Genomic DNA, 13,343 nt, shown 5'->3' on the forward strand with positions numbered 1-13,343 from the left:
CGATGATGGCACGAGTGATTAGTAAAATTTATTTACTTGAGCGAGTGTAATTTTAAATTTAATTTAGCGTAAAATACAGCCGAAATGTTGAGTTTAATCTTCAAGTAAATTATTTTGCTATTACTAAATCTAAATAAGATAGAAGAAATTTGTTAAATTTTTAGTGCATATACGCTAAGCGTCTAAAAATTATTTAAAGCCATTAGACTTTACAAATCTTAAGTTGAGGGTAGGTTGATTTGCGTGATTTTGATAGTGAAATTTCTATACGCAGTGTAGAATTTAAGTTAAACTCTGTGCAAATAAATTTAATATTTCAAAACTACTAAATTTGTTTCTAGTTTAAAATGTAAATTTAAAGGCTAAAACTAGCCTTTAAATTTTAATGTAAGTGGTATTTTTTCAAAAGTGGAGTTAGTGTGCCTTCGTTTTTAAACTTCGCTATAGCTTTGTTTATAGGAAGTTTAAGCTCTTTTAACCTATCTTTTGGAAGAGCGACAGTTGTTTGTGATTCGTGAGAAAAGTCCTCATCAAATACAACTAATTTTTTATCTATACCAAAACTACTCGCCATATCAAAGGCTTGTTTATCGGTGTCGCTAAGAAGCTCGTGATTTCCGCTTAGTATCGGAAGTATCGCGGTGCTGTCGATTATCATCGCATCGATTTTACCATCTTTTAGTGACAAAACCATACTGCTTACGCGATCCCTATAAACTGGCTTTGCATCTGGAATCGAAGCGATAATCTCTTCGAAAATATCATCTTTAAAAACACCTATTTTTTTACCAGCTAAATCAGCTTTTGACTTTATCGGGCTGTCTTCTGTGGTTATAAATAAGTTTTTACTCTCATAGTATGATATGCTGTGGTCGCAATCAATGGTGTATTCATCAACGCCAATTGCTGAAATACCAACATCTAGCTCTCCAGCTGTGATTTTAGAACAGATATCTTCGTATGGAGTTTCGACAAGCGTGTATTCAAGTCCAAGCTCTTTAAATAAAAGAGCAGCAAAATCAACATCAAAACCGACCAATTTTCCATTCGCTAGATACTCAAACGGTGGATAAATGGTATCTATACCGACTTTTAACGGCTCTTTGGCTTGTGCAAAAACTGCAAAAGTTAAGAAACAAGATAATAAAAATTTCTTCATATGTTTTCCTAAGTCTAAATTGAATCTAAGATTATAATATAAAAATGCTTATTATTCAATAAATTTATTTATAAAGTATGTTAATAATCTATTGGTTAATTAAATTTAAATTATACGTATTAAATTTATACTATAAATATAAAATAATTAATAAAATTTTATGTTTTTGATATATTTTCCATAAAATTATAAAATATTTCTAAATTTAGCCATCTAACGTGTTTTTAAAAGTTCTAAAAATTAAATAAATTATAAAGATTTAATATCTAAAAGTTTGTTTATAGAGCGTAAATTTGGCTCGTTTTTTACTTTTTTGTCAAAAGAAATTTTTAGTAATCTTCAAAGCAGAAGCAAATTTAATTTTTTTAAGATAACTTTAAAAAAATGGTAATTTATTATAAAATTTAGTTATTTATTATAAGTTTTTGGCTAAATTTTTAATACTAAGTAACAAAATGAAGTGGTTAAATTTAGCATTTAGGCTAGATTTACAGCTTGATAAAGGTAAAAGGAATTTAAAACAGATTTGAAATATAGTTAAAAATTTTTATAAAATTAACCTCTTTACTATCGCTTTTTTCGTAGTACGGTTTTTCTTCTTTTTTACCAAGTAAAATTTTATAAGTTAAAATAAAAACTAGGACAAAAAGCATTAAAATCAGCACAAAATTTACTAGCATAGAAGCAAGCAAAACAGGATAAATAAGGTAAAAAACTAGCATAACCAAAACAGAAAAAGCGCTAATATAAACAAAAAGCTCAAGCTTGTTTTTTAAAAAATTAAATACTATTTTAACATTTGCGCATTTAGTTGCTAAATTTAGTTAAAATTCGTTCTTAAATGCGAGATTTTGGCTAAAATTTCTTTGATTTTCTGGCTTGACTTTATACCATTTTCATCTTCTGCTTTGCTGTTTATATCAAGCACGGCTGGGGTGAAAGTAGCGGCTAGTGTGATGTTATCAGCTCCGATTCCTCCGGCTAGAACAAACTTTTGTTTGTCTAACTTGCGAAGTATTTCCCACTCAAAGCTCGTTCCGTTTCCGCCAAGTTTTAACCCTTTACAATCAAACAAAGGCATATCAAAAAGTGCGCTGTCAAGCTCTGGCAAGACGTTGCTTACACTATAAACTTTCCAGACTTTAATACCATTTTTTGTCAAATTTTTTGCCAAATCTACGCTAAATTTGCCATAAATTTGAGCTACATCTAAATTTGCACTTTTGCAAAACTCTAAAATCTTATCTTCGCTAAGTTTACCGTTGTCGCATTCGCTATGACTTTGATATTTAGCTGAGTTTTGATTTTTGGCTTTAAATTTGGTGTTTTGGCATGCAGACAAACTAGACAAATCCTTGCTAAATTCAGCAGTTTTATCTTCGACTGTATCGTCTAAAGAGTCGGTTTTTGCTACAAAAACTCCAACGCATTTTTTGCCGTTTTCATGGGCGATTTGCGCGATTTGTGTTGCTGCGCTTAGGCTAACTTGTCTAATCGATGGCGCAAAAATCACGCCTAAGTAATCCACGCCAAGTCTTGCTACATCACGCGCTTCGTCGATGTTTTTTATACCGCAAATTTTTATTTCCATACATTTTCCTTAGAAGCTTTAAACAAATTTTTAAATCAAATTTTTTATGCAAAGTATATTTATTGTTTTAAATTTATAACTTTTTCGATATGGAAAATAGCTAAATTTAGGCATTTAAGCCTAAATTTAAAGCTACTATTTTCTAACAAAATGACTAATTTTAGCTACATTACTACAAAATTCTTAAGCCAAAATTAACCAAATTTAGCTATTTTTATAAAATTTAGCCTATTTGCCTGTGTAGTTTCGGTAGAATTCCCACACCTTGCCATCTTTGATAGCTTTTAAAATAACATCTTTTGCATCAGCTGGAGTTGCAACTTTGTTCGCGCAATACAAACCAAACATCGAATTTAGCACGACTATATCAAATTTAGCTCCACTTATCTCACCTTTTAAAGTCGCTTCTAAAATCTTGCCGTTTTCTTCGCCGCTTCCACCTTCGACATCTTTGTGAAAACCACGGCTAAAGCCAAATTGCTCTGGCGTGATTTTATACTCTAAAATTTTACCATCTTTTACTTCGTGGATAAGCGTTTCATCGCAGATCGTTATCTCATCCATACCATCCATTCCATGCACGACTAGTGCGTGTTCGCGTCCTAAATTCATCAAAGTTTGCGCCATAAGCTCATTTACCTCTTCAAGATAGTTTCCTGCTAGTTGGAATTTAAGCCCTAAATTTGGATTTAAAAGTGGTCCAAGCATGTTAAAGACTGTGCCGATTTTAAGGCGATCGCGGACTTCTTTGACTTCGGCTGTGATTTTATGAAAAAGTGGAGCGTGGAAAAACGCGAGTCCTTTTGTTTCAAGTAGATTTTTGTTCTCTTCGATACTTGCGCTAAATGGTATGCCAAGTGCGGTTATAGCGTCGCTGCTGCCACTTTTTGAAGTGATGGCTTTGTTGCCGTGCTTTGCAACTTTTACCCCTAAGCTTGCTAGGATAAAGGCGGTTGTTGTTGAGATATTAATCGTTTTTAGCCTATCGCCGCCAGTTCCAACGATGTCGAAAATGTCGCTGGGGTCGTTGTATGTGGTTGAGTATTTTAGTATGTTTTTAACAAGTGCGGCTAGACTATCGGCATAAAGGCTCTTTTCGCTAATTAGTACAAGAAGTCCAGCAAGTTGAACGATATCGTAATCTTTGTCGTTAATTGCAGCGCAAATCACCTCATAATCAGCGCTATCAAGCGGAAAGCCTTTTTGAAGTTTTACCATGTATGGTGATAAATTTACCACTTTTTTCTCCTTTGTTTTTTCTTTTTTATCGTAATTTATAAAATTTTCTATAATTTTTTTGCCATACTGCGTAAAGTAGCTCTCAGGATGAAACTGAATGCCAAAAATGGGCTTTTGCTTGTGTTTAAAAGCCATGATAATGTCATCATTTTCGCTTTTGGCTAAGATTTCTAAGCATGGCGGCAAACTCGTTTCATCAACATAAAGTGAGTGATAACGCATGACTTCAAATTCAGACGGCAGGTTTGATAAAATCACGCCTTGATTTTGCACTTTTATAAGTGAACTTTTACCATGTAGTGGGACTTCTAAGCGTTTTATCTCGCCATTAAAAACAAGTCCGATGGCTTGATGTCCAAGACAAATTCCAAGCACTGGAATGTCTAAATCCGCCTTTAAAATCTCTAAGCAAACGCCACTATCTCGTGGGTGTTTTGGCCCTGGACTTAGGACGATGTGAGATGGGTTTAACTCTTTGATTTTTTCTAAATTTATCTCATCGTTGCGAACGCAAAGCACCTCTTCATCGGTCATTTCGGTGATGTACTGATATACGTTATAAACAAACGAATCATAATTGTCAATCATTAAAATCATAGTTTTTCCTAAATTTAAACGCAACTTTGGCATTGATTTGTTCATTTAAGTTGCATTTTTAGATAATAAAGTTGTATTATACCTAGTGTTGGATATGAAGTTGATTAAATTTAGGCTTTGTTGAGAGTAAATTTGATATGGAAATTTGTAAAAAACAATAAATTTAAAGCTGGACTTTAGCTTTTTGGGCTTAGTTAAATTTATCCACTACAAATAAGTAGCTACCTTTCTGTAATATCTAATTCGCTCTTATAAAAGCCATTATTTGAGTAAAGACAAAGGTTTAAAGCGGCTTTGCTCTTGTTATATTTTACGTGGGTTACCTATGTAAATTTGCTCTGAATTTAGAATTTTTATTATTTATTTTGTAAATTTAGCTTATTTTTCCTCGCACAGCTCTCTTATAACCTTTACGCAAGATTCTCGCTTGTTGCAGATTTCTGCGTATTCGTTTTCTTTAACGCTATCATAGACTATCCCAGCTCCTGCTCCAACAAAGACTAAATTTATAGTTTCATTTGAATTTGATACTAAATTTTTATCCAAATTTGATTTTAAATTGTCATCTAAATTCAGATTTTTTCGCTGGTTTTCAGATAAATTTAAAGTGGAATTTTCACCTAAAATGCTAGATGAAGTGTTTGAATTTGAGCTTTCATCTAAAGTATCTTGCGAATTGACACTCAAATTTGAAGTAGAATTTAAGCTAGATTTCGAGTTATTGTTTAAAATTTCATTTGAATTTAATACTAAATTTTCATCAAATTTTTCACTCGAATTTAAATTCATATCGCAAGTGCCATTATAGCTAAGCTTTAGTTTCTCCCCATATTTTGGCACAAACATCGCTGAGCGGATTAAAATCGCCATTTGAACATCGCCGTTAAAATGCCAAAACCCAAGCCCACCACCATAAATTCCACGCTGTGAGTTTTCAAGCTCGTTAATTATTTGCATAGCGCGAATTTTAGGCGTTCCAGAGAGCGTTCCAGCAGGAAAAACAGTCGAAATAACTTCAAAAGCGCTCACGCCCTTCCTCTTTTTGCCATAGACTTCGCTTACGATGTGCATTACGCTTTCATAAAATACCACGTGCATAGGCTTTTTAACGGCTACTGATGATGGTTTGGCGAATTTCCCGATATCGTTTCGCGCCAAGTCAATTAGCATTTTATGCTCAGCCAACTCCTTTTCATCACTTAACAAATCTCGCCTTAACACCTCATCTTCGTTTGCATTTTTCCCGCGCTTTCTTGTCCCTGCAATGGGCGCTACAAGTATCTCATCATCACGTATTTGCATGACAAGTTCGGGGCTTGAGCCGACAACATCGCCGTATTTGGTTGGGAAGTGAAACATATATGGACTTGGGTTATTAACCTTTAAAACCTCGTAAAAATCGATGCTTGAGAGGTTTGTTTCAAGGCTTAAAATTTCAGCCGGAACGACTTGAAAAACATCGCCTTGTTTTATGTAGTGTTTGGCTTCTTCGACGATTTTATAAAAATGATTTTTTTCGGCTTCTAAATTTGTTAAAATTTTATAGTATAAATTTGACTTTTTTTGCGAAATTTCAGGCTTGAAATTTTCTAAATTTTCATAAATAGAAAAATCATCGCCATAAAATGTGTAAATTTTGCTGATTTTATCGTAGTGAAGGTAGGATTTAGCGTTAGCGTAGAAAAATTTAGGAAGATTATATAAGCTTTTTTTAAGCTTGGCAATGCGTTCAAATTCATAAACCATTTCATAACTTAAAACGCCAAAAAGTCCAGCAAATTTAGCGCTGTTTTTCTTAGGCGAATTTTTGCAAATCTCAAAGTATTTTTCTAAGGTTTTGATATCCTCGCCCTCGACATATTCGCAGTCAATGCCGATAATCGCTTGAAAGTCATCTTCAGCTAAATAGCTGTTTTTATATCGTTTTAAAATCTCTTTATAATAAATCACCGGTTCTAAAAGAAGCATAAAATTCTCCAAAAAATTGATGGATTATTATAATTTAAAAGTTCTTTTATAATGGTTAAAATTTAAAATTACCTAAGTTAAAGTTCTAAATTTAGGCTTTTAAGCTCAAATTTACTTAAGCAAATTTGAGCAAAAAGTAGTTATTTTGTAATTGCGTTAAAAAAGTTTGCTTGCGCTTTGCTTAGATTCTCAACTGGCGCGCAGTCTTGGGCATCGTAGCGTTTTGCTATCTCTTTGATATCTTCATAAGCAACAGTTGTTTTTCCATCGCTATTTTTATAAATCAAAATCTTAAGCGGAAGCTCAAGCGCGATTTGTGGGGCACACTGCATAAGTGGAGTTCCAGCCTTTGGCGCACCAAAAGCAACAACAACAGTATCGCTCATATCAAGACCAGCTTCTTTTGCTAGTTTTGAATGCTCAAAAACTCCAAAAATTTTAAGCCCTTTTGACTCTAAAATATTTGTAAGTTTGCTTGCTGTTTCATCAACGCTTAGTGGCGAAGTAGCGGTTGTTAACATCTTGTTATCTCCTAGTAAAAATGTAGCGCAAACGGCTAATAAAAGTAAAGTTTTTCTCATCGTTTAACCTTTCGTAAATGAGAAATTATATCATTTAAAAAGTAAATTATAAACAAATTTTGGGTAGAATTAAAGCTTTGAAAATTTAAAATTTATGGGAAATTTGTGGAAATTTTACACTTTATAGAATTTGCCATTTTTGGCACGATTGTTGGCATTGTTTCTGGCTTTTTTGGCATAGGTGGTGGCACGATAGTAGTTCCATCGATGCTATTTTTAGGATACGATATCAAAGCTGCGGTTGGAATTTCTATCATGCAAATGCTTTTTAGCTCCATTTTTGGCTCATACGTAAACTACAAAACTGGCAAGCTTAAGATGGGCGAGGGCGTTTTAGTAGGAGTTGGTGGACTTTGTGGGGCTGGACTCAGTGGATTTATCGTATCAAATGTGGCTGGAATTTGGCTTAAAATCGGTCTTTTGCTTATACTTTTTATCTGTATCGCAAAGATGTTTTTTAGCACAAAACAAGCGCAAAAACACATCAGTTCAAAGCTTTTATTATTTATCTTAGGCGCTTTCATAGGCGCATTTGGAACTAGTATGGGAATTGGCGGGGGTGTTTTGCTCGTTCCGATTTTAGTTGGATTTTTAGGATATGATATCAAAAAAGCAGTTTCGATGAGTCTGTTTTTCGTGATATTTTCATCATTTGGCGGGTTTTTAAGCCTTGCAAGTCATGGACTAGTGGAGTATAAAAGTGGTGCAATGCTTGGAATTTGCTCGTTAGTTGGGGTTTATTTCGGTGTTAAATTTTGCCACAAAGTTGGGGAAAAGTTGCAAAAAAGATTGCTTTTAGGTATGTATGTTTTGATGTTTTTAATAACTTTAGAAAAGACGATTGTAGGATAAAATGAACGATTTGATAAAAATAACCGGGGCTAGAGAAAATAACCTTAAGAATATAAATTTAGAGATTCCAAAAAACAAGATTGTAGTTTTTACAGGGCTTAGTGGAAGTGGAAAAAGCACACTTGCTTTTGATACATTGTATGCTGAGGGACAGCGCCGATATATGGAGAGTTTAAGCTCTTATGCAAGGCAGTTTTTAGACCGTGTTGGAAAGCCAGATGTCGATAAAATCGATGGACTTACACCAGCGATTGCAATTGATCAAAAAACAACAAGTAAAAATCCGCGCTCAACAGTTGGAACGATAACTGAAATTTATGATTATTTCAGACTTCTTTACACAAGAATCGGCGTTCAACACTGCCATAAATGTGGAAAACCGATATCTAAAATGAGCGCAAGCGATATCATAAGCGAAGTTTTAAAACTTCCACAAGAGTCTAAAATCATAATCTATGCGCCAATCGCAAGAGAGAAAAAAGGCACATTTGTAGATACTTTTGAAAGTTTAAGAGCAAAAGGATACGTTAGAGCGCAAATCGATGGCGTGATGGTTCGCCTAGATGAAGAAATCGAACTTAGCAAAACCAAAAAACACACGATAAAAGTGGTTATCGATAGAGTCGTGGTAAATCAAGAAAACAAAGAGCGAATCGCACAAGATGTCGAAAGAGCGCTTGGAGAGAGTTATGGCGAACTTGAAGTCGAGATAAGCAACGCTCAAGAGGTTGGAGTAGAGAAAAAACTTATACATTATAGTGAGCATATGGCGTGTTTTGACTGCAAAATTTCCTTTACTCCACTTGAGCCACTTAGCTTTAGTTTTAACTCGCCAAAAGGCGCTTGTCCTAGTTGCGATGGGCTTGGTATAAGCTTTAGTCTTGATTTAAGTAAGATTATAAATGAAAATTTAAGCATAGAAAATGGCGCTATAAAAATCATGTATGGATTTAACAAAAGTTATTATTATAAATTTCTTTGCGCCTTTTGTGAGCAAAATAAAATCAATATAAAAACCCCTTACGCAGAGCTTAGCGATGATGAGCGAAGGCTAATTTTATATGGAAATGTAAAAGATGTAAGCTTTACATGGAAACGCCATAAGCTAGAGAGAAAATTTGAAGGCGTTGTAAAATACGCTTATGACTTGCTTAAAGGCGAAAATGACTTAGATGAGTATATGAGCGAGAAAAAATGCGATGCGTGCAAGGGACACCGTTTAAGACCAGAGAGTTTAGCGGTAAAAGTCGCCGGACTTGGGCTTGATGAGGTTGTTGATATGAGTATAGAAAACTGCGTTAAATTTTATAATGATGAAGCTAAATTTAGCTATCTAAGCGAACAGCAAAAAGTCGTTTCGTTGCCTATTTTAAAAGAGATAAAAGAGAGATTGAATTTCTTATACAATGTAGGTCTTGGATACCTAACCTTAGGCAGAGACTCACGCACGATTAGCGGTGGAGAAGCCCAAAGAATCCGTATCGCAAGCCAAATCGGAAGTGGATTAAGTGGCGTTATGTATGTACTTGATGAGCCAAGTATCGGGCTTCATGAAAGAGATACTTTAAAGCTGATTAAGACTTTGGAGGATTTGCGTGATAAAGGAAATACCGTAATCGTCGTAGAACATGATAAAAAAACCATAGAAAGAGCGGACTTTGTCGTAGATATAGGACCTGGTGCTGGAAAATTTGGTGGCGAGGTTGTCTATGCTGGCGATGTTGAGGGGCTTTTAAAAAGCGATACGCAAACAGCGTGGTATATAAATGGCAAAAAAGAGATAAATTACGCAAAAGCTAGAAAACAAGAGAGCTGGCTAGAGATAAAAAATGTAAATATAAATAATATATCAAATTTAAGCGCTAAATTTCCACTTAGAAACCTTGTGTGCATAACTGGAGTTAGTGGAAGTGGTAAAAGCTCTTTAATCCTCCAAACTCTACTTCCAGTCGCACAAGAGCAGCTAAACCGCGCTAAAAAGATAAAAAAAGTAGCCGGAGCCAATATTGAAGGTTTAGAAAATTTAGATAAGGTTATCTATCTTGATCAAAGCCCGATAGGCCGAACTCCACGCTCAAATCCAGCCACTTATACAGGCGTAATGGATGATATAAGAAATCTTTTTGCACAGACCAAAGAGGCAAAAATCAGAGGTTATAAAATAGGGCGTTTTAGTTTTAACGTCAAAGGTGGGCGTTGCGAAAAGTGTGGTGGAGATGGCGAGATAAAAATAGAAATGCACTTTTTACCAGATATAAATGTCGTTTGTGATGCTTGTCATGGCGCAAGATACAACCCACAAACTTTAGAAGTGCTATATAAAGGCAAAAATATCGCCGATGTTTTGGCGATGAGCGTTGATGAGGCGATGGAGTTTTTCAAAGCTGTTCCAAAAATTTACACTAAGATTAAAACCATGCAAGATGTGGGATTAGGCTATGTTGCGCTTGGGCAAAATGCAACTACTTTAAGTGGCGGAGAGGCTCAACGTGTAAAATTGGCAAAAGAGCTAAGCAAAAGCGACACGGGAAACACGCTTTACATCCTTGATGAGCCAACAACTGGACTTCACTTTGCTGATGTTGATAAGCTAGTTGGCGTGCTTCATCACTTAGTTGAGCTTGGAAATTCAGTTTTTGTTATCGAACATAACATTGATGTGATAAAAAACGCTGATTATATCGTAGATATGGGACCAGAGGGTGGAAGCAGGGGTGGTAAAATCATAGCTGTAGGAAGTCCAAAAGTACTTGCTAAAAATTATAAAAAAACTGGCTCTTTTACAGGCGAGTTTTTAGCGCTCGAGTTTAAAAGTAATAAGTGAGATTAAGATAAATTTAAAATTTTAAATTACAAAGGTAAAATAAATTTTATCTAAGTTTAAAATTTTAAATGATAATATTATGAAACTATTTTGTTTTGGCTAAAAAATTTAATTATAGGAGTTTTAGATGGATTACTACATTTATATAAAGTATTTTCATTATCTAGCATTCATTTCATGGATGGCTTTGCTGTTTTATCAGCCACGTCTTTATGTGTATCACATGGAGCATATCGACAACCCAGGTTTTGTAAAGGTTGTCAAAATTCAAGAAGATAAGTTGTATAACTTCATCGGTTGGCCAGCAATGCTTGGAAGCCTTATCAGCGGTATTGTGATGATAATACTAAACCCAGCTTTAATGCAAATGGGACACATCCACGTTAAACTTACTGTTGTGTTTTTAATGCTTTTATATCACTTTGATTTGGGAAGATATCTAAAACAACTTAGAGAAGATCGCTGTACAAAATCTGGTAAATTTTTTAGATTTTACAACGAAGTACCGACAATCGCGATGCTTATTATTATCTGGATAATGATAGTTAATCCTTTTTAAAACAATACCTTCTAAATTTAATGCCAAATTTTTTTGGCATTAAATTATCTGTTTTTATAATACTCTTGTATATTATAAGAAATCGGCAAAGAAAAAGTCAGCATTCCGCTAGCATTTAAAAACTCATTTGGCGGCTTTGGAAGTGGGGAAGCTTTGAGAAAAAGCTCTAGCGTAGCAGAGTCTAAAGCGCTAAATTTAGAGCCTTTTTTTATGCTTTTTGATAAAACGTTTCCAAATTTATCTATCGTTATTTTAACCATTACAACGCCTTCTTCGCCTCTAATCAACGCTTCATTTGGATAGCTTTTGTATCTGTTAAGATGAGCCATTAAAGCGCTTTGATAGCTTGCTTTTTGGTTTGCTCCTGTGCCATAAGTTCCATTTTGCACGGTTGCGCTATCGCCTGGAAGTGGCGCGCTTTGGGCGTTATCTTTTGATTTAGAGTTTGTATCTGAGTTAAAGCTAGATAGTGGTTTTTTCTCTTTTTTAAGCTTTTTTTCTTTTTTTATCTTGTCATTTTGCGCAGTTTTTTGGTTTTTTTTGAGATTTATTTGCGATGAGGTTTCATATAAACTTGCCAAGTCTTCATCGATATCGCTAAAAAGCTCTTCATCGCTAGTTTCATCAAATTCTTCTTCGTTTTTTTCTGATTTTATCTGCTCGATACTAACCTCTTTTAACTCACCAATAGGTAAATTTGACACTAGCATTATACCTTTAAACTCTCCCTCTTGGGCCCCAACGCCGCCACTTTCTAAACTAGTTGGTCTATAAAAAATAGCTAAAAGTATGCAAAGATGAAGCAAACAAGAAAACCCAAATCCAACAACCCAAACTCTACGCATATCTACTCTTTAACTTCGGTAGAAAGGGCGATTTTGCCATAACCGCTCTCTTTGATTTTATTGATAACAACTATGAGTTTTTCATAACTTACAGCCTTATCTACATAAAAGTAAACAACCTCATCTTTGTTATTTTTTGTAATGCCATTTAGAACAAAAGTTAGATTGTCTAAATTCGCACTACTTTTTCCGACTTTTATCTCGCCAAGCTCATTTATAGCTATGATTGTTGGAGTTTTTTCATCGACTTGCGATTTAGACGCCGCTTTTGGAAGCTCGACTTTAAGCGAACTTGTAACAAGAGGTGTGACAACCATAAAAATGATAAGCAAAACAAGCATGACATCGATAAAAGGAGTAACATTTATCTCACTTAACTCGCTTTCACTATAAACTATCATCTTTAATCCTTTTTTCATAAATTTCTCTATCGCTTATTAGATAAATTGTAGTTATAAGCTCATTTAGCTCATTAGCAAATTTAGCTCCAAGCCTTGTTAAATAGTTATAAAAAAGCACAGCAGGAATCGCCGCGACTAGCCCAAAAGCAGTAGCAAAAAGCGCTTCAGCAATCCCTGGAGCAACGACAGCTAAGCTAGCGTTGTCTGCTTTTGCGATGCCGATAAAACTGTTCATTATCCCCCAAACTGTGCCAAAAAGCCCGATAAATGGGGCAGATGAGCCAATCGAAGCAAGCAAGGTTACAAAGCTTCTTGCTTTTTGAATCATGCTTGAAGATGCGCTTTCTAAGCGGACTTTAAAGCGGTTTTTAAGTTCGTTATCTTTTATGTTTGATTTTTTAAACTCATCTTTGATTTCTAAAAATAGCGCTTTTGCAAGACTTTGAGAGCTAAATTCATCTAAATTTACACTATTTGTTTTATTTTTTAAGACCTCTTTATCAGCTTTAATCTCTTTTATAAGTAAAAGATATCTTAAAGATTTGGCCACAAAAACAGCCCAGGTTAAAACGGAAAATAAAACCAAGATATATATGACGATTTTTACGACTATATGGGCGTTTTGATAGAGTGAATAAAAAGAAAGCCCAGCCAAATTTGACTCATTTTTTTCGCTTTGGTTTAGAGATTGCGAGATGTTTTGCTCTAATGTGGAGACGTTGTTTTC

The 13,343-nt window shown here is 34.6% G+C and carries 11 protein-coding genes and 1 pseudogene; 3 read left to right on the forward strand and 9 right to left on the reverse strand.

From position 1 onward, the window contains the following. Positions 1–382: 382 nt before the first annotated feature. From CGEO_RS01595 to CGEO_RS01625, 6 genes are all read right to left on the reverse strand, one after another. Positions 383–1,159, reverse strand: a complete 777-nt coding sequence (locus CGEO_RS01595; protein WP_075493642.1) for a substrate-binding periplasmic protein — start codon at positions 1,157–1,159, stop codon at positions 383–385. Between the two features lie 515 nt (positions 1,160–1,674). After that, complete coding sequence (locus CGEO_RS01600; protein ID WP_133147225.1) at positions 1,675–1,881, reverse strand: hypothetical protein; 207 nt, start codon at positions 1,879–1,881, stop codon at positions 1,675–1,677. Positions 1,882–1,979: 98 nt separating this feature from the next. Next, the gene (locus CGEO_RS01605; RefSeq protein ID WP_075539834.1) at positions 1,980–2,750 is read right to left on the reverse strand and encodes a phosphoribosylanthranilate isomerase; all 771 of its coding nucleotides are present in this window, start codon (positions 2,748–2,750) and stop codon (positions 1,980–1,982) included. A 228-nt stretch (positions 2,751–2,978) separates the two neighbouring features. Then, positions 2,979–4,586: an anthranilate phosphoribosyltransferase gene (trpD, locus tag CGEO_RS01615; RefSeq protein WP_075531405.1), complete on the reverse strand. Its 1,608-nt coding sequence runs from the start codon at positions 4,584–4,586 to the stop codon at positions 2,979–2,981. A 378-nt stretch (positions 4,587–4,964) separates the two neighbouring features. After that, on the reverse strand, positions 4,965–6,554 hold the full coding sequence (locus CGEO_RS01620; protein ID WP_075539833.1) for an anthranilate synthase component I family protein: 1,590 nt from the start codon (positions 6,552–6,554) through the stop codon (positions 4,965–4,967). Positions 6,555–6,694: 140 nt separating this feature from the next. Further along, entirely contained in the window at positions 6,695–7,135 is a 441-nt protein-coding gene (locus CGEO_RS01625; RefSeq protein ID WP_075493628.1) for a DUF302 domain-containing protein, read from the reverse strand. A gap of 105 nt (positions 7,136–7,240) precedes the next feature. On the opposite strand from CGEO_RS01625, the gene CGEO_RS01630 reads away from it, so the two are divergent. The 3 genes from CGEO_RS01630 to hemJ all read left to right on the forward strand — a co-directional run bounded on the left by CGEO_RS01630 (position 7,241) and on the right by hemJ (position 11,370). Further along, positions 7,241–7,987: a sulfite exporter TauE/SafE family protein gene (locus tag CGEO_RS01630; protein ID WP_340627425.1), complete on the forward strand. Its 747-nt coding sequence runs from the start codon at positions 7,241–7,243 to the stop codon at positions 7,985–7,987. A gap of 1 nt (position 7,988) precedes the next feature. Continuing rightward, entirely contained in the window at positions 7,989–10,811 is a 2,823-nt protein-coding gene (gene uvrA, locus CGEO_RS01635) for an excinuclease ABC subunit UvrA (RefSeq protein ID WP_075493626.1), read from the forward strand. Positions 10,812–10,938: 127 nt separating this feature from the next. After that, positions 10,939–11,370, forward strand: coding sequence for a protoporphyrinogen oxidase HemJ (gene hemJ, locus CGEO_RS01640; protein ID WP_075493624.1), 432 nt, complete (start codon positions 10,939–10,941; stop codon positions 11,368–11,370). Between the two features lie 44 nt (positions 11,371–11,414). Here hemJ and CGEO_RS01645 read toward each other — a convergent pair whose 3' ends face one another. From CGEO_RS01645 to CGEO_RS10345, 3 genes and pseudogenes are all read right to left on the reverse strand, one after another. Continuing rightward, on the reverse strand, positions 11,415–12,215 hold the full coding sequence (locus CGEO_RS01645) for a TonB family protein (RefSeq protein ID WP_075539832.1): 801 nt from the start codon (positions 12,213–12,215) through the stop codon (positions 11,415–11,417). 2 nt (positions 12,216–12,217) lie between these two features. Then, a complete protein-coding gene (locus CGEO_RS01650; RefSeq protein WP_075493620.1) occupies positions 12,218–12,616 on the reverse strand; it encodes an ExbD/TolR family protein in 399 nt (132 codons plus the stop codon). An 84-nt stretch (positions 12,617–12,700) separates the two neighbouring features. After that, positions 12,701–13,262 (reverse strand): annotated as a pseudogene (locus CGEO_RS10345) (MotA/TolQ/ExbB proton channel family protein); the annotation flags it as partial. Positions 13,263–13,343: the final 81 nt, after the last annotated feature.

The organism is Campylobacter geochelonis, from assembly GCF_013201685.1.
Lineage (GTDB): Bacteria > Campylobacterota > Campylobacteria > Campylobacterales > Campylobacteraceae > Campylobacter_B > Campylobacter_B geochelonis.

Coding starts and splice junctions, on each gene's coding strand:
- CGEO_RS01650 (WP_075493620.1), bottom strand. CDS start 12,616: ATGATAGTTTATAGTGAAAGCGAGTTAAGTGAGATAAATGTTACTCCT.
- trpD (WP_075531405.1), bottom strand. CDS start 4,586: ATGATTTTAATGATTGACAATTATGATTCGTTTGTTTATAACGTATAT.
- CGEO_RS01625 (WP_075493628.1), bottom strand. CDS start 7,135: ATGAGAAAAACTTTACTTTTATTAGCCGTTTGCGCTACATTTTTACTA.
- CGEO_RS01600 (WP_133147225.1), bottom strand. CDS start 1,881: ATGCTAGTTTTTTACCTTATTTATCCTGTTTTGCTTGCTTCTATGCTA.
- uvrA (WP_075493626.1), top strand. CDS start 7,989: ATGAACGATTTGATAAAAATAACCGGGGCTAGAGAAAATAACCTTAAG.
- CGEO_RS01605 (WP_075539834.1), bottom strand. CDS start 2,750: ATGGAAATAAAAATTTGCGGTATAAAAAACATCGACGAAGCGCGTGAT.
- CGEO_RS01620 (WP_075539833.1), bottom strand. CDS start 6,554: ATGCTTCTTTTAGAACCGGTGATTTATTATAAAGAGATTTTAAAACGA.
- hemJ (WP_075493624.1), top strand. CDS start 10,939: ATGGATTACTACATTTATATAAAGTATTTTCATTATCTAGCATTCATT.
- CGEO_RS01595 (WP_075493642.1), bottom strand. CDS start 1,159: ATGAAGAAATTTTTATTATCTTGTTTCTTAACTTTTGCAGTTTTTGCA.
- CGEO_RS01645 (WP_075539832.1), bottom strand. CDS start 12,215: ATGCGTAGAGTTTGGGTTGTTGGATTTGGGTTTTCTTGTTTGCTTCAT.